Below are 15,352 nucleotides of genomic sequence, written 5' to 3'. Positions count from 1 at the left end.
TTGAAACTCTCTTCCCTCTCTGATAAAATTTTAATTTGTAGCGAAACAAATTAAATACAAGGAGATCGGATATGTCCATAAAAAAAACACGTCTAGTCCTATTATTGGCTAGTCTCATTCTTTGCCTTGCTTCTTTTCTACCAGCTGTTGCTGTGCAAGCTGAAGATACTTTCAAAGTAAATGCAAAAGCAGCCTTTGCTGTAGATGCGCAAAGCGGTAAGATTCTTTATGATCAAGATGGAGAAAAAACCATGGGGATCGCTTCAATCACAAAAATCATCGGTCTTTACATCGTCCTTGATCAAGTAAAAGAAGGGAAACTATCATGGGATGATAAAGTTTCGATTTCAGATTATGCAGAAAATTTAAGTATCACCCCAGATTTATCAAATGTTCCTTTGCATAAAGAAAATACCTACACTGTTAAAGAATTATTCGACTCTGCAATCATCCAGTCAGCCAACGCTTCAATGGTTGCCTTGGCAGAAAAAATTGCTGGCAGCGAAGCAAAATTCACTGAACGAATGAAAGAACAATTGAAAGATTGGGGAATCAAAGATGCAACGATCGTTAATGCATCAGGACTGAATAACTCTTATCTTGGCGAAAACCGACCAGAAGGTACTGGAGAAAACGACGAAAATCAAATGTCTGCTCAAGATGTGGCCATCGTGGCCCGTCATTTGATCTTGGATTTTCCAGAAATACTGGACGTATCTAGCACTACGACACAAATGTTTGGCGAAAACACGCAATCACCAGTGGAAATGGTCAACTGGAACTGGATGCTCCCAGGATTCGTGAATTATAAAGAAGGCGTGGACGGATTAAAAACTGGTACGACTGAGCTTGCAGGTGCCTGTTTCGTCGGTACGATCACTAAAAACGATCAACGGATCATCACTGTCGTATTGAATGCAGACGGCCATGCGGAAAACCCAAGTGCCCGTTTCAATGAAACAGCCCGCTTAATGGATTATTGCTACGACAATTGGTCAGAAAAAGAGCTTGGAAAAGCCAATGCAAGTATCCCTAGTCTAAAAACCATTGATGTAAAAGACGGAAAAGAATCAACAGTGCCCGTTGTGCTTAAAAGTCCTGTAAAAGTATGGGTACGGAACGATATGGATACTGGAAAATTAACAATCACACCAACTCTTGACAAAAAGCAAGTCACTGACAATGAGATCCAAGCACCTATGGATAAAGGAACAAAAATCGGTACCGCAACGATCACCTTGGCAGAGGATAAATTAGGTTATCTAGAAGACAACAACGCGCCATCCACAGAAATCATCACGGATAAAACCGTAGAAAAAGCAAATATTTTCGTTATTGGCTGGCGACGTGTCGCAGAATTTTTCGGCAACTTGTTTTAATTGAACAAAAAGAAAAAAGCATCTTTCCGTGTGGAAGATGTTTTTTTGCTTTTTCTAGTTTAAATAACAGCTTTTTTCATCTATTTTCGTTATACTGTATAAGAAAAAGGAGTTGAATTTATGAATCTAACCAGAGATCTGATTTTTTTGGTTCTCTATCTTATTGGGGTATTCTCCATCGTTTATTGGCGAAAACAGAAAAAGGATCCTTCCTTGTTCTTTTACAGCAGTACATGGACATTTGCGGTAATCTTGACTTATTTTGTCGTGTTGGAAATTTTTTATTCGACCTTTTATTTTTTGATTCCCTTAGTGTTTTTCAGTATCTTTGCCTTTTCCTATTTTTCAGAAAAGCGAAGGCTGCTGAATGGTCTTTTATTCAATGTTTTCCTCATTAGTTTCGGTATCTACTTGTTTGTCTTGCTATACGAAACACAAAATATTTTTCTTGGCGGACTGATTGCCTTGATCACGATCCCGTTACTGCTTGTCTTTCTATTCGGCATTTATGGATTGATCGTTTTTCTTTTTTGGAACGGTGTCACAGTTTTACGTAGAGAGTCACATTCATTAGCTAATCTTTTAACGTTGATACTAGCCATTTTTCTTACATTGTTTCTTATTTTTGACTTTTTCTTGTTAAAATATTTGCCGCAATGGATAAATGCTTTGTTTTTCTGCATTCCATTGATCTTGATCTATCTATTTATCGTATTCTACAACTTTTTGACTGTCTCATTCTTGTATCAGTTCAACCGCCCTCGATACAATCAAGACTTCATCGTTGTGTTAGGCGCTGGGTTGATCAATGGAGAAACAGTTTCTCCTCTTCTTGCCAAGCGAATCAATAAGGCGATTGCTTTTTATTGGGCACAAAGCCGTGCAACATTAAATCCGCCTATCTTATTAATGTCGGGTGGACAGGGAGCAGACGAAAAAGTACCAGAAGCAATTGCGATGAAACAATATGCCATGGAACAAGGAATTCCTGAAAGAGATATTCTTGTCGAAACCAATTCGACAACCACTTTGGAGAATATGCGCTATTCAAAGGAAATCATGGATCAGCAAATGAAAGGTCCTTATCGCGCGATCTTCAGTTCTAACAATTACCACATTTTCAGAGCTGGTCTCTATGCACGACAAGCGAAACTGAAGGCAAATGGTATTGGGGCAAAAACAGCTTTCTATTACTTGCCTAACGCATTTTTAAGAGAATACATCGCCATCTTGATGATGAACAAAAAAAGACACATGATCATTTGCGGATTGCTTTTCGCAGGTTCCGCATTCTTATCACTGATCACTTTACTTTTCTAAAAAAACAAGGTGTGACAAAACATATGTCACACCTTGTTTTTTTCTTTTATTCTCTTGACGATTGGCAAGAATAGTATTCCTTTTTTGACGGCTACTTGCTGTGCAGAATAAATACCGCTATTCCCTGAACACATAAAGCTGATCAAGCAGATCATAAAGAAGTAAACAGCAGCTTGTGAACCAAATAATTCGATTCCCATCACAAAACAGGCAATTGGTGTATTTGTCGCACCAGAAAATACCCCGATAAAACCCAATCCAGCAAGAAAAGGAACAGAAACATGGAGCAAAGGTGCTAGTGCTGCGCCAAGCGTTGCACCAATCTCAAACAGTGGTGTCACTTCTCCCCCTTGGTACCCTGCACCTAAAGACAAGACTGTGAAGAATAATTTCCCAATAAAATCATAAGCATGTGCCTGTCCATTAAATGATTCCTGCAGTAACGGAAGACTCAACCCAAGGTAACGTTGTGTTTGCAAAATCAACGCTGCGGCTACAACTACTGCTCCACCTATCGTATTTCGCCAAACAGGATGAGGAATCCATTGCGCATACCGTGCTTTTAAAAAGACGATCGAACGGCTGAATACCCAACCAATCAAACCAAAAGCAATCCCAGCAACAAAAACTTTGAAGAACAGCAACATACTCCATTCAGGAATCACACCCATTTGGTAATGTAGATGAGAAACACCATAGCTTTCCGTCATGAAATTTGCAAACAGTGCAGCAAAGAAGCTAGGGAAGATTGCTTCTGTTCGGACTTTCCCGATTGCCAACACTTCTAATCCAAACAATGTTCCGGCTAAAGGTGTGCCAAATACAGAACTGAAACCCGCACTGATTCCACTGATAATCAAGATTTCCCGTTCTGATTTATCCAATCGGAACAAACGTGCTGTATTATCTGCTAACGCTCCCCCCATTTGGACTGCTGTTCCTTCACGACCAACAGATCCCCCAAATAAATGGGTAGTGATGGTTCCAAACAAGGTCAATGGAATGAGCCGCAAAGGGATCTTTTCTTCTCCTCCATTCCCTTGATCGATCACTAAGTTATTCCCACGACTAGAAAGACCGCCATGATACGCATAAAGATAAGCAAAAAGCGCGCCGCTGACTGGCAATAGATAAAGGAGCCAAGGATGTGCTAGTCGGATATCTGTCACGAACGTCAGGCTATTTAAGAAAAAAGCAGACAAGCTCCCCATGAATACTCCCAGAATCGCTGTGATTACCAGCCACTTCAGCATGTACATCAAAATACGCACTGGACTCGGTAATTGTTTTTCCATAAAAAATTCCTCCTCAATAAAAAAACGCCTACTAAAGAAAGGGGCTGTCCCCAGACTTTAGTAGGCGTCATTAGCTATCTTACGTTAGCATTTAAAGGCGAACACCATCACCTATTCACTTCCATTAAAAGATAGCATATTTTTCTGTAAAAAACAATAAAATTATCGTTCTTTCTTTACACGTTCAGCAAATTCATAGAAAGGAGCCAATTTCGTTAACTGTTGATTACATTGGTCACTATCATGACAAATATAATTCCCCTTTTTCGTATACGTGCCATCAGAACCGGCTTTCGTTGTAGAAAGAAAGAGCGAGACATTCGATGTTTTCTGACAGATTGCACAGATTCCCTTATTAATCGTTGGTGATAAAGTACCGCTGATCCCTTTTAATTTTCCATCTTCGTAATAGACCATGAATTTTTTTTGCGTCCCTGGATCATTCCAACCGATGTACGTATGTTCTTGTAAGTCTATTTCATTCCAAGTTGGTTGTTTGAGCTTTTTCACTTTTCGGAATAATTTCTCGATTTGTGGTTTGCTCGGCTGCATAAACGGCTGGACGATTCGCTTCAGCTCCTCCAATGCTCGTTCTGCTTGCGTTTTTGTTAGTTTTACATCTAAAACTGTCGTTAAAAACGTATCGATTTCTGGTGGTTCGTAACCTAATACATCGCGAATCTTTTCAGCTGCTAGAGCCTGAACCGTTTGTACCGTTTTTGGGTCATTGACAGATGAGTACGCATTTAATAACTGATCAACTTCTCTTTTTATAAAAAAATATTGATATGGTTTCATTGTTTGTTCCATGATTTTAAAGTCCTTTCTTCTAACCAAAGTGCATACTTTGTAGAAAAAAGTGATCTTCTGCAAAGTATGTGTTACCTGAAGATCCCGGACTCTTTTAAATAAGATACGTTTTGCATCTTATCATCACCCCCTTTAATGTTTATTCTTCTATGTACATGATTCATTCGATAAATAAAAGTAAACCGTATCTTGACTAGATAGTCAACTGCAAACAGAAAAAACCGAGAAAATCGGCTAGATTTTCTCGGAATATGGGCTATTATTGGTTTTACTTTTTAAATCGAGGATTCTTTTCCAAAGTAACGTTGCCATCTCTTACGCATACTTGCTGACATAGGCTGAGCGGCTTCTTTGACTGCGCAGTATTTGTCTACGAATGTTACGATATATCCTTCTTTGTACTTAGGCGGTGCAATCGTTGCGCCCCACATGTGCTTCAAAATGATATCTCGCTCAAGATCCGACAATTCGGTGATCTTTTCTGCATTCTTTACAGCGATTCTTGGATGGATATACGCATGTGTACCTTCATCGAATTTCGTCGTACGCCAATCATAGTAGAACAGATCATGCAAAAGTCCAGCACGCGCTGTTGCTTTAGCATTGCCACCCCATTTTTTTGCGAGCAGATAACTATAGTAAGAAACACTGATGGAATGCTCCAAACGAGTGGAATGAACATGCTGTGTGTAATTCGCTAATTTTTTCACTGCTTCTGTTTCTAAAAGATCTTCTACATAAGACATATATTCTTCGTCTTCACGCCATTTTTCTGTCATAATTATCGATCTGCCACCTTTTTGAATTTCATTTTCTTCTGAAATTGATCTAAGTATACCACCAGTGTTCGGATTATTCTAGTCGCCTTGGATAAAATAGCCAAAGCTTAATAGTTCCTTAATCATAAAGAAAAATGATAAAGAACAATCCCTGCCGCAACCCCAACATTCAACGATTCCGCATTTCCTTTCATCGGGATATATACGTTCTGGTCAGTCAGAGACAAGATTTCCTGACTTACCCCCTGACCTTCATTCCCCATGATTATTGCGAAGTTATCTGATTTTTCTACTTTGTCTAATGCGTGTGCTTCTTCATTTAATTCTGTGCCATACACTGTGAACCCTTTGTCTTTCATTAAAGGGATCACTTCTGTCAAATCTTTTTGCAACACAGGCAAATGATAATTGCTTCCCTGCATGCTCCGCAGCACCTTTGTACTATAAATATCTGCCGTTCCTTTACCTAATAAAACACCAGCCATATCAAATGCATCTGCCGTACGGATCATCGTCCCTACATTTCCAGGATCTTGTACATTATCTAATAACAGCCAACCTCCTGAAAAATCTGGCGCGCCTTCAGCCGTTAACGCCATCACTGCTAAGATTCCTTGTGGTGTAGGTAGATCCGATACAGCATCCATGACCTCGTCCGAAACTAGAAAAGTAGAAATCCCTTTGTTTGCGGCCAGCCAGTCTCCCCATTCTTTCCTGCCTCGCTGTGTCACAAAAAGTTCTTTTATTTCTGCATCAGACGACGCAGCCTCTTCAATCAGATGGAACCCTTCCAAAAGATATTCTTCCTTTTCTTCCCGATATTTTTTTTTATGTAGTTTTTTTAATTCTTTGATTCTTGGATTTTTTGCTGATTGGATCTCTTTCACATTCCTCACCTCCCCATGATTATATCACGGAATAGGTGCTTGAGCTTGTTTCATCCTAAAAAAATCGGTATCATTAATTTATAAAATAGGAAAGAAAGGTGACGAATATGCGCAAAGTTAAAATGAACGTCCAAGGACGCGTCCAAGGCGTAGGATTTCGCTACATGACCAAGATGGTTGCTGATCAACTAGGCGTGACTGGAACGGTAAAAAACGAAGATGACGGCTCAGTCACGATCGAAGCAATCGGCAATGACGACATCATCCAGAAATTTATTGAAGAAGTCAAGAAATCACCGAGCCCAAGTGGACGAGTGCAGTATGTGGATGTCCAAGAAGACCCGATGATTGAGGAACGAAAGAAATTTGATGTGGTGGGATAAGGTTGTTTTTGAGGCGCTTTGCCTCGAGTATTAAGGAGAAACATTTTCAAAATAGCTTCTCATATTTTGAAATGTAATGACTTAATACCGAGAGGCAGCTGATAAAACACCGTCGATAAGGTTGTGAAAAAGCTGGTCTGCATCAAGCATTAAGGACAGGTTGTGAAAAATAGCTCTCCATATTTTTCAACAGGCTGGACTTAATGCCGTAGATGCAAGCTTTTGAACACCGTCGATAAGGTTGTGAAAAAGTCGCTTAGTTTTGAGTAGTAAGGAGAATTTTGTGAAAATGGCTTTCCACATTTTTGCATAAAATTTGACTTAATACCGAGAAACTGACTTTTGAACACCGTCGATAAGGTTGTTTTTGAGGCGCTTTGCCTCAAGGATTAAGGACAGCAGTGAAAAAGCTGATCTATCACTTGCAGTGAGTTCATTTGACTCCGCTTTTCGGGCAGAACAAAAAAGTTTTTAGTTTATTAAAATAAGAAAGAAACACTTGGAATCATCCTACTTTTTCCTAGTATTTCTTTCTTGATTTTTTGTCTTTTTTTCAAAATTTTTCGCTACGTAAAAGAACGAATATTTATATGAAATTTCTATGAAGTTGATTGAATTCCATGCGCTTTTTTAGTATAGTTAAGTTTGTGTAAAAATTATAGAAGAGGAAGTATTCTATGAATAAATGGAAAAACTGGTTATTGGGATCCGGACTTGTCAGTATCCTGCTCTTTTTATCTGGCTGTGTGCGGATGGATTCAAACGGAAACCCTGACACTTCGGGAATCGTTTATCGAGTACTCGTCCATCCTATGGGCCAAGCGATTACATATCTAGTTGAGAATTTCAATTGGTCTTATGGCTGGGCAGTTATTGCAATGACTGTGATCGTCCGTATCATCATCTTGCCACTAGGTATTAGTCAATCGAAAAAAACAATGATCCAATCTGAAAAAATGCAAGCGTTAAAACCACAAGTTGAAGCAGCCCAACAAAAATTGAAAGCTGCAACAACACGTGAAGAACAAATGGCGGCACAAGCAGAAATGCAGCAAGTATACCGCGAAAACGGATTGAGTATGACCGGCGGAATCGGCTGTCTGCCTCTATTGATCCAAATGCCGATCTTCTCTGCCTTGTACTTTACGGCACGTTATACAGAAGGTATTCGGGAATCATCTTTCTACGGCATCGATCTAGGCTCACCAAGTATGGTGCTTGTTGCCATTGCAGGGGTCGCTTATCTGCTTCAAGGATATATCTCAACGATCGGTATTCCTGAAGAACAGAAAAAGACGATGCGTACGATGCTGATCGTCTCTCCTGCTATGATCGTCTTCATGTCGATCAGTGCGCCAGCCGGTGTTACACTTTACTGGGTAGTCGGTGGTGTGTTCAGCTGTCTGCAAACATTCATCACAAACGTTATGATGAAACCACGTTTGAAAGCACAAGTGGCAGAAGAGTTGAAACAAACCCCACCAAAACAAGTCGTCACTCCAAGAAAAGATGTGACAGAATCAGCTAAACCAGCTGACAGCAAACAAGCAACCAAACAAATCAAGCAACCCAAAAACAGTACAAACAACAAAGGCCGCAACGCAGGAAAGCAGCAGAAGCGGAAATAAAAACATAGGACAAAAAAGATGAGAGCTAAGCCCTCATCTTTTTTGTTACTCTTCCTCTTCTGCTATTCCATTAATTAATTCGTTGACAGAGACAATGCTTTCACATCCTGCACGAACAAACTCGGGCTCTGAACCAATCATTTGTGAGTTGATAAATTCAATGACCATCGGAAGATTCATCCCAGCATAAAGAGTAATCTGTTGTCCTTCCATTATTAGTTTAGAAATGATATTTGCAGGTGTACCGCCTAAAAGATCGCATAGTACCACAAAATCATTTAACGAATCTGTGACAGTGAGAAACCTTTGTTTGTATGTTTCAGTGCCATCTTCTGGTAATAAAGGTAACGTGTAGATATCCTCTTGAGGCCCCATGATCATTTCTGTACTTTTTTTCAATTCCTCACAAAATTTTCCGTGACTAATCAATACCAATTGTCTACTCATTTTTCGCTCTCCCTTATTTCGAAATCACACCCAATGCAGATAAAGCAACACACACAATTAATACGATAAAAATCGCTCGAGTAGGAGTCATGTTTTTCTTTCCTAATAACCAATAAACACCACCGACGATCCCAGCAGGTAAAATTTTAGGTAAGATCATATCGATATAGTTTTGCATATTCAATGTCACATCGCCAATCGTTGGTGCCCATGAAAATTTAACATTGATCATTGTCGCAACTAATGCCCCTACCATGAATACCCCTAATAAAGTGGCTGCGTCCGTTAATGCAGTTAAGCGAGATTGCATAGTAGTAACTAAGGAAATTCCTTCTTTGTATGCAAATTCAAGTTGCTTCCAACGAAAAACCATGACAACGATCTGAGCAAAAATCCATATAAACACACCTATCGGATTTCCATCAGTTGCCATATTCGCCGCCAAAGCCCCAAAAATCGTTGGAATCAAAGCAGCAAATACGGAATCTCCAATCGCTGCAAAGGAACCCATCAATCCAGCTTTCAGCCCCGATACGGTTTCCTTTGAAGCAATTCCCTCTTTTTCTTCCATTGCAAGATCAATCCCAGTAATGATTGTATTAAAAAAATTAGAAGTATTAAAAAATTGCGTATGTGTTTTCATCATCTCTTTTAATTCTGGTGTATTGTCTCCATATATTTTTCTTAGTTGTGGCAAGATAGTATATAAATAGCCAGAACCCTGCATTCTCTCATAGTTCCAACCTAATTGAAAAGTGAACAAACTTCTTCGATTGATTTGCTTAAAATCTTCTTTTGTTAATTTGTAATTAGATTTCGTCATCTTCGATTTCCCCCTCAACAGAATGTGATGGCTCACTAGCTAATGGTTGATGGTCTTTGTTTTGATCATTCTTATAACTGATCATTGCTAGTGCTAGACCAATCAATGCTACAGCAAGCATCGGCAGCGAATTGAAAGTTGCCGGAAGATCTTTAACAACGCTTGCCACACTTGTTCCTAATAATTGAACATTAGAGAATAACGTTGCTAATAATGCTGTGATCGTAAATCCTAAAATAAGATAAGATAGATGTTTTTTTACTGGTAAATAGCGCAGAAGAATGGCAAACCCAACAGCTGGTAAAACAGCTCCTGCTACTGAAAGTCCATCGCCTAGCCATTTTAGATTCCCGTTTAAAACAGAAACAACATTTTCAACTAATCCACCACCAAATGCTAAAGCTAAAAATACAGGTATCATACGAGAGAGCGACCAAGGTAAAGCTCCCATTAAGAAATTGCGTTCGATTGCTTGATAATTCATGTCTTCTACGTGACGGTCAATACGATGGGCAAAGTATGTGTTAGCGAATCTAGCTAAAATATCCAATTGGATCATTAAGCTTGCTACAGGCACTGCAATAGCAGCAATCGCTTGTTCTGGATTCATTCCAAGAGAAATCGAGAAGGCAGTTGCTAAAATCGTCCCAGAGTTGGCATCTATTTTTGATGCACCTCCAAACGTCCCCACTCCTAAAACTGTCAACTGCATGCTGCCACCAATAATCAAACCTGCGTTTAAATCACCCATTACTAAACCTGCATATAACCCTGCAAACACTGGCGCACTCATTGAAGAATAGATCTGTAATTCATCTAAAATTTGATAACCTGCATATAGTGTTAATAATAAGATCTGCCACCATTGAATATCCATGGATCATTCCTCCTATTTGATTAAAAGATTCATAAAGTCTTCTGCTTTATCGTTTGGTACCATTTGAGCAATTAAATGTATACCAAGTTGATCTAATTTTTTAAATACTTCGATATCTGCATCTACCACATTGATTGATTTTGTAATGGACCGTGTTTCATTCGTTTGTGACATATTCCCCACATTTACTTCTTTGATAGGAACTCCTTTTTCTACTAAAGATAAAATTCGATCTGGCTTTTTTGCTACGATCAATACTCGTTGAGAGTCATATTTGCCAGCTAAAATATTTGTTGCTGCTTTTTCGATTGGCAAAATGCTTAATTTTACCCCTGCTGGAGTCGCTAACTTCAATCCACTTTTTTCAATTGTGTTTGTGGCTACCTCATCATCCACGACCATGATTCGACTAATATTCAGCTTCGTTGTCCAAAGATTTGCTACTTGTCCATGTATCAAACGTCCATCAATTCTTACACCAATAATTGCCATCATGCATTCTCCTCATCTATTTTTTCTATTGGTTGTTTAATTAAATCTGTGACATCATCAAATATCTCTTCTGTTTCAAAGATAACGTTTTCATTTTTAAGCCAAGAACAAATTCTCTCTCAGCCAAAGAAAACGCTTTCTTTTATATTTAAGTTCATTTGATTTTCTTAACTTGAATGTGTTTCATCAACATCGTAACTTTCATAGGGTCGATCCAGCCAGTTTTCTCTTGTTGCGCGTTTGCCATGCCGCAAGCCATAGAAAATGCGAGAATCTCTTCGATTGATTGCCTTTTTGATAACGCATTGGCCAATCCTGCAAGGGTCGCATCACCTGAACCAACAGGATTAACAACTGATATTTTAGGAATAATGACTTCGTAAAAACACTGAGCAACTTTTGCCACAGCACCTCTCTCTCCTAAAGAAACAACAACCCATGGCACTCCTTCAAATATTGGATGAGCTAATAAGGACTGAATTTTGTCTAACTGAATCGAAGAACAGATACGTTGGCCAATCAGTTCTCCTAATTCTTCCAGATTGGGCTTGATAAGTAGTGGCTTCTCCTTACCTTCCAATACTTCAAGCAAAAATTTACTAGAAGTATCTAGTAATATGTCTTTCCCTTTTTTATCAGCTAAAGCAACCAATTGCTTATAGTAATCAAGAGGGCATCCTTGGGGTAAACTACCTGAGATCGTCATAATATCTGATATTTCGAGGAGCTGCTCGAAATGATCGGTAAATGCCTGTTGTTCTTTCTTTGTTATGAAAGGGCCTCGTTCCAAAAGCTCTGTTTGTCTCGAACCATGCAGGATAGCAATAGAATCCCTTGTCTCTCCTTTAATTGGAACAAACTGATGCATGATCCCTAACTGATCTAGCTGGTTCTTTAGATATTCACCGTGCTGGCCACCTATTAAACCAGTAGCTATCACCTCTTCTCCTAATAAATTTAGAACCCTCGCCACATTCACTCCTTTTCCTCCCGCTGTTTTATTGACTGTTTCAACTCGATTGACTTTGTCGAGGTTTAATTCTTCAATTGTATACGCGATATCGATGGAAGGATTCAAGGTAACTGTCGTAATCATTTCATCTTCACCTTTTTGCTTTTTGTTTTATTGAACCAAGGGGTAGCGGTTTCATTTATTACTTTATTTAAAGTCTCGATGTTTTCTCTCCCATTTGTTCTTAACCAATGAATAGCTCCGTCTTTGCCATTTTCGACATATGCTTTGACCCCATCTTTCCATGTCGCACGTCCACACAATACACCATTGAAGGTGGAACCCGATTCATGAGCAAAAATCAGTGTTTGTTGAAATAATTCTGTTGAAACACCCCCGCTCAAAAAAATGAAAGGTAATGGAGTCGCTTCACTTTGCTCCTTAAAGAAGGCGGCAGCCTCTTCTTTGCTGTGAATAAATTCACCTGTGGAATAGCCATTCACATAATTCATATTGACAGGTACTTCTACTTTCAACACATCAACTTTATATTTTGGATCAGAAAATTCTTTCATCATCTCAATAACTTTGTGGGGCTTGACTTTCGCATACTCTGGAGAAGAACTATCGCTTATTTGTGCGTCATAAGAAACTAATTCCAAATAGAAGGGACGATTTTCTCCTTCACACTCACTACCTAAACGTTCGATGAACACATGCTTCAAATGATTGATTTCGGGTGCTTCATCAACATCGTAGTAAAGTAAGAATTTTACTGCATCCGCTTGCTGTTCTTTCAATCTGAGAGAAGACCAATCCGCTAATAGATCAGGTAGACGACCAGGCGTAGTTGCGTCATAGCCGGTTTTCTCATAAGCTAATAATAACCCCGTCTCTTTTGCTCTGACTTTTGCTGCTGGCAAACCATATTCCGGATCCAATAAAATAGCAGAAGCATAGGGTGTCAGCTCAGCTGATACTAGTTCTTTGAATTCACTGATTTGGTCTTCACTTGGCTCTTTTCCCAACGATTTGATCATTTTTTTTAGAGCACCACGCTGATCGATCGCTAATGCACTAATAATTCCATCTTTTGTTGATAGTCTCTCCATTGCCCTATTTTTTTCTTCATTCATCTGTCATTTCCCCTTCGTTTTCATATTTATGAATGATGACGCCCTTGACTACTCGATTGACCGTGCCTGTTGGAGATGGTGTATCTGGTTTATTAGCTACTTTGATTGAAGTATAGAGTGCGATGATTTGTGCAGTCATAATCATCGTTAATGCAAGATAGGCATCGGGCAATTTACTCACCGAGTCTTCCAATAGCACAGTCATACCTGAGAAATCAATAGTACCCGGTTGCGCAATCGCAATGACATGGGCAGTGACCCGATCTTCTTTTATTTCCTCTAAAATATCTAAGTCATAATTTCGCGTATATGGTTGATTGCTCACAAAACCTACAACGAGTGTCTCGCTATTTAAAAAAGACTTTGGTCCATGACGGAACCCCATCGAAGAATCAAAAATTGTAGCAACTTTACCTGCTGTTAATTCTAAAATTTTTAATTGTGCTTCTCTTGTCGCACCTGCCAAACTTCCTGAACCCAGATAAGCGATCCGTTCAAAAAAATCAGGTAATAACTTTTGAATTTCTTGATCTCTTGAAAGAAGATCTTGACCGATTTTAACTAGTTGTTCAAGATATCTTTCTTTTTTTTCCATTGCTGTTTGATCAAAGATCCATAAAGCACTCAATAACATACACGTAAAACTTCCTGTCATAGCAAAACCTGCATCGTTTGCTCTCTCTGGCATCAATAACAGATAATTCTGTTTATCATCCTGTGCGTTTTTTGCCAACATCCCCTCTTCAGCACAAGTAATCGTCAAATGAAATAATGTTTCAACTTGTTCATTTGCAATTTGCACAGCCGCTACACTTTCTGGACTGTTGCCGCTGCGAGCAAATGAAACTAATAAAGTCGGTTCATTCGGAAACAAAAATTCTTTTGGTGAAGCTACGATATCTGTCGTGCCAAAACTGTGGAAGATAAAAAATTGATTGTCTCCATGTTCATTTAGATAAGGTAAGAGCGTATCCCCAATATATTGAGACGTTCCTGCACCCGTAAAAATAACACGTATTCTTCTTCCATTTGCTTCTTTTTTTATTTGATCAAAAAATAGAGCTAAATTTTCTTGGCTTTGCATCAATCTATCGATTGTTTCTTTCCAGAGATCTGGTTGTTGTTGTATTTCTTGTGTCGTGATTGCTGCACCTATTTGTTTTAATTTGTTCTTCGATAGCTCAAACATGTTGTTCTCCCTCTCAATCATTTTCGGATATGCCGAATTTTATAATGAAACTGGTCCGCTCTTGCTACACTATCTGTATATTCGATAATCTCATTTTTCACGTTATAGGTTATCCTCGTCAGATGTAAGACGGGAGCGCCATCAGCGATTCGTAGCACAACAGCATCTTTTTTTTGCACGATACTTGCATAAAACTCTTCATCAGCTAATTGAACTTGTTGTTCATAATCCTGTGAAAACACATCATACAATGGTTTACTTTCAAGTAACGGCAAATCAAGTCCCATAAATAGTTTCGCCGGTAGATAAGAACGCTCAACCATCAATGGCTCTTCATCTGCCAAACGCAATCTTTTAAGTTTAAATACAGTTTCACCTAAATGGATGTTCAAATTCTTAGCAATTCTCTTATTAGCTTCCATTTGTCTAAATTCTAATATGACCGTCTTGGGGACGCGCCCTATTTCGCGCATTTCTTCTGTAAAGCTATATGCTCCAGCTAAGTTCGATGACTTATCAGACAAATCAGAGACATAGGTACCTTTTCCATGTCTTCGGTAAATATAACCTTGATTTTCCAATTCCTGTAAAGCCAGACGTACGGTGGTACGACTCACCCCATAGTGTTGACAAAGTTCTCTTTCAGATAACAGCTTATCATGCGGAGTCATCTGTGTTTCGATACGATCCTTCAATAAATCAACTAGTTGATAATACAATGATTTTCCTTTATTTGAGCTCTCCATAAAAATTACCTCTTCTTTACTGGTTATAACCACAACACAAGAATAGTGAATTATTAATCATTTGTCAAAGGTTTTTTAGACCAAAAAGGCTATTATAACAGCGATCTAAAGTTTTATAGTTTGAATAGACAAAGATACCTTAAAAATACCAGTTACCAATAAAAGAACAGAAAAAAAGACGAACCACATAAGCGATCCGTCAAAATGGA

At 38.9% G+C, this 15,352-nt stretch carries 16 protein-coding genes and 1 riboswitch; of the genes, 4 read left to right on the top strand and 12 right to left on the bottom strand.

Translation table 11 applies throughout. The annotated features are described in order from the left end of the window. Positions 1-71 precede the first annotated feature (71 nt). On the top strand, positions 72-1,379 hold the full coding sequence (locus AB3I00_RS00765; RefSeq protein WP_368024601.1) for a serine hydrolase: 1,308 nt from the start codon (positions 72-74) through the stop codon (positions 1,377-1,379). 120 nt (positions 1,380-1,499) lie between these two features. Continuing rightward, on the top strand, positions 1,500-2,699 hold the full coding sequence (locus AB3I00_RS00760) for a YdcF family protein (RefSeq protein WP_086309837.1): 1,200 nt from the start codon (positions 1,500-1,502) through the stop codon (positions 2,697-2,699). Between the two features lie 26 nt (positions 2,700-2,725). Here AB3I00_RS00760 and AB3I00_RS00755 read toward each other — a convergent pair whose 3' ends face one another. The 4 genes from AB3I00_RS00755 to AB3I00_RS00740 all read right to left on the bottom strand — a co-directional run bounded on the left by AB3I00_RS00755 (position 2,726) and on the right by AB3I00_RS00740 (position 6,470). Then, complete coding sequence (locus AB3I00_RS00755; protein ID WP_368024600.1) at positions 2,726-3,994, bottom strand: voltage-gated chloride channel family protein; 1,269 nt, start codon at positions 3,992-3,994, stop codon at positions 2,726-2,728. Positions 3,995-4,048: 54 nt separating this feature from the next. After that, a riboswitch (Fluoride riboswitch) is annotated at positions 4,049-4,115 on the bottom strand. Between the two features lie 41 nt (positions 4,116-4,156). Further along, entirely contained in the window at positions 4,157-4,804 is a 648-nt protein-coding gene (locus tag AB3I00_RS00750) for a FusB/FusC family EF-G-binding protein (RefSeq protein WP_368024599.1), read from the bottom strand. A gap of 275 nt (positions 4,805-5,079) precedes the next feature. After that, positions 5,080-5,583 carry an HD domain-containing protein gene (locus tag AB3I00_RS00745; protein WP_002291751.1) on the bottom strand — a complete coding sequence of 168 codons (504 nt, stop codon included), beginning with the start codon at positions 5,581-5,583 and terminating at the stop codon, positions 5,080-5,082. Between the two features lie 122 nt (positions 5,584-5,705). Continuing rightward, a complete protein-coding gene (locus AB3I00_RS00740) occupies positions 5,706-6,470 on the bottom strand; it encodes an RNA methyltransferase (protein WP_024635517.1) in 765 nt (254 codons plus the stop codon). A gap of 107 nt (positions 6,471-6,577) precedes the next feature. Here AB3I00_RS00740 and AB3I00_RS00735 point away from each other — a divergent pair, with 107 nt between their 5' ends. Beyond that, complete coding sequence (locus tag AB3I00_RS00735; protein WP_002289551.1) at positions 6,578-6,853, top strand: acylphosphatase; 276 nt, start codon at positions 6,578-6,580, stop codon at positions 6,851-6,853. 677 nt (positions 6,854-7,530) lie between these two features. Next, a complete protein-coding gene (yidC, locus tag AB3I00_RS00730; protein ID WP_368024598.1) occupies positions 7,531-8,481 on the top strand; it encodes a membrane protein insertase YidC in 951 nt (316 codons plus the stop codon). 45 nt (positions 8,482-8,526) lie between these two features. Here the strand turns inward: yidC and AB3I00_RS00725 are convergent, their stop codons facing one another. The 8 genes from AB3I00_RS00725 to AB3I00_RS00690 all read right to left on the bottom strand — a co-directional run bounded on the left by AB3I00_RS00725 (position 8,527) and on the right by AB3I00_RS00690 (position 15,143). Next, positions 8,527-8,928: a PTS sugar transporter subunit IIA gene (locus AB3I00_RS00725; RefSeq protein ID WP_368024597.1), complete on the bottom strand. Its 402-nt coding sequence runs from the start codon at positions 8,926-8,928 to the stop codon at positions 8,527-8,529. Between the two features lie 13 nt (positions 8,929-8,941). Beyond that, a complete protein-coding gene (locus AB3I00_RS00720; RefSeq protein WP_002311319.1) occupies positions 8,942-9,751 on the bottom strand; it encodes a PTS system mannose/fructose/sorbose family transporter subunit IID in 810 nt (269 codons plus the stop codon). Next, positions 9,738-10,628, bottom strand: a complete 891-nt coding sequence (locus AB3I00_RS00715; protein WP_002311317.1) for a PTS sugar transporter subunit IIC — start codon at positions 10,626-10,628, stop codon at positions 9,738-9,740. Before AB3I00_RS00715 ends, AB3I00_RS00720 begins: the two co-directional genes overlap by 14 nt. A gap of 12 nt (positions 10,629-10,640) precedes the next feature. Beyond that, positions 10,641-11,120 (bottom strand): PTS sugar transporter subunit IIB, encoded by a 480-nt coding sequence (locus AB3I00_RS00710; protein ID WP_024635520.1) that lies wholly within the window; start codon positions 11,118-11,120, stop codon positions 10,641-10,643. A gap of 154 nt (positions 11,121-11,274) precedes the next feature. Beyond that, the gene (locus tag AB3I00_RS00705) at positions 11,275-12,216 is read right to left on the bottom strand and encodes a hexose kinase (RefSeq protein WP_368024596.1); all 942 of its coding nucleotides are present in this window, start codon (positions 12,214-12,216) and stop codon (positions 11,275-11,277) included. Beyond that, positions 12,213-13,208 carry a tagatose-bisphosphate aldolase gene (gene lacD, locus AB3I00_RS00700; RefSeq protein ID WP_002311313.1) on the bottom strand — a complete coding sequence of 332 codons (996 nt, stop codon included), beginning with the start codon at positions 13,206-13,208 and terminating at the stop codon, positions 12,213-12,215. Before lacD ends, AB3I00_RS00705 begins: the two co-directional genes overlap by 4 nt. Next, positions 13,201-14,397 carry an SIS domain-containing protein gene (locus AB3I00_RS00695; protein ID WP_368024595.1) on the bottom strand — a complete coding sequence of 399 codons (1,197 nt, stop codon included), beginning with the start codon at positions 14,395-14,397 and terminating at the stop codon, positions 13,201-13,203. Before AB3I00_RS00695 ends, lacD begins: the two co-directional genes overlap by 8 nt. 17 nt (positions 14,398-14,414) lie before the next feature. Next, positions 14,415-15,143, bottom strand: a complete 729-nt coding sequence (locus AB3I00_RS00690) for a GntR family transcriptional regulator (protein ID WP_002311311.1) — start codon at positions 15,141-15,143, stop codon at positions 14,415-14,417. Between the last annotated feature and the right edge of the window lie 209 nt (positions 15,144-15,352).

Source organism: Enterococcus sp. C76 (assembly GCF_040886985.1).
Lineage (GTDB): Bacteria > Bacillota > Bacilli > Lactobacillales > Enterococcaceae > Enterococcus_B > Enterococcus_B lactis.
Note: the sequence above shows the minus strand (reverse complement) of the source record. Positions and strands in the feature narration are given on the sequence as shown.

Coding starts and splice junctions, on each gene's coding strand:
- AB3I00_RS00695 (WP_368024595.1), bottom strand. CDS start 14,397: ATGTTTGAGCTATCGAAGAACAAATTAAAACAAATAGGTGCAGCAATC.
- yidC (WP_368024598.1), top strand. CDS start 7,531: ATGAATAAATGGAAAAACTGGTTATTGGGATCCGGACTTGTCAGTATC.
- AB3I00_RS00705 (WP_368024596.1), bottom strand. CDS start 12,216: ATGATTACGACAGTTACCTTGAATCCTTCCATCGATATCGCGTATACA.
- AB3I00_RS00715 (WP_002311317.1), bottom strand. CDS start 10,628: ATGGATATTCAATGGTGGCAGATCTTATTATTAACACTATATGCAGGT.
- AB3I00_RS00710 (WP_024635520.1), bottom strand. CDS start 11,120: ATGGCAATTATTGGTGTAAGAATTGATGGACGTTTGATACATGGACAA.
- AB3I00_RS00690 (WP_002311311.1), bottom strand. CDS start 15,143: ATGGAGAGCTCAAATAAAGGAAAATCATTGTATTATCAACTAGTTGAT.
- AB3I00_RS00755 (WP_368024600.1), bottom strand. CDS start 3,994: ATGGAAAAACAATTACCGAGTCCAGTGCGTATTTTGATGTACATGCTG.
- AB3I00_RS00735 (WP_002289551.1), top strand. CDS start 6,578: ATGCGCAAAGTTAAAATGAACGTCCAAGGACGCGTCCAAGGCGTAGGA.
- AB3I00_RS00765 (WP_368024601.1), top strand. CDS start 72: ATGTCCATAAAAAAAACACGTCTAGTCCTATTATTGGCTAGTCTCATT.
- AB3I00_RS00720 (WP_002311319.1), bottom strand. CDS start 9,751: ATGACGAAATCTAATTACAAATTAACAAAAGAAGATTTTAAGCAAATC.
- AB3I00_RS00760 (WP_086309837.1), top strand. CDS start 1,500: ATGAATCTAACCAGAGATCTGATTTTTTTGGTTCTCTATCTTATTGGG.
- AB3I00_RS00750 (WP_368024599.1), bottom strand. CDS start 4,804: ATGGAACAAACAATGAAACCATATCAATATTTTTTTATAAAAAGAGAA.
- lacD (WP_002311313.1), bottom strand. CDS start 13,208: ATGAATGAAGAAAAAAATAGGGCAATGGAGAGACTATCAACAAAAGAT.
- AB3I00_RS00745 (WP_002291751.1), bottom strand. CDS start 5,583: ATGACAGAAAAATGGCGTGAAGACGAAGAATATATGTCTTATGTAGAA.
- AB3I00_RS00725 (WP_368024597.1), bottom strand. CDS start 8,928: ATGAGTAGACAATTGGTATTGATTAGTCACGGAAAATTTTGTGAGGAA.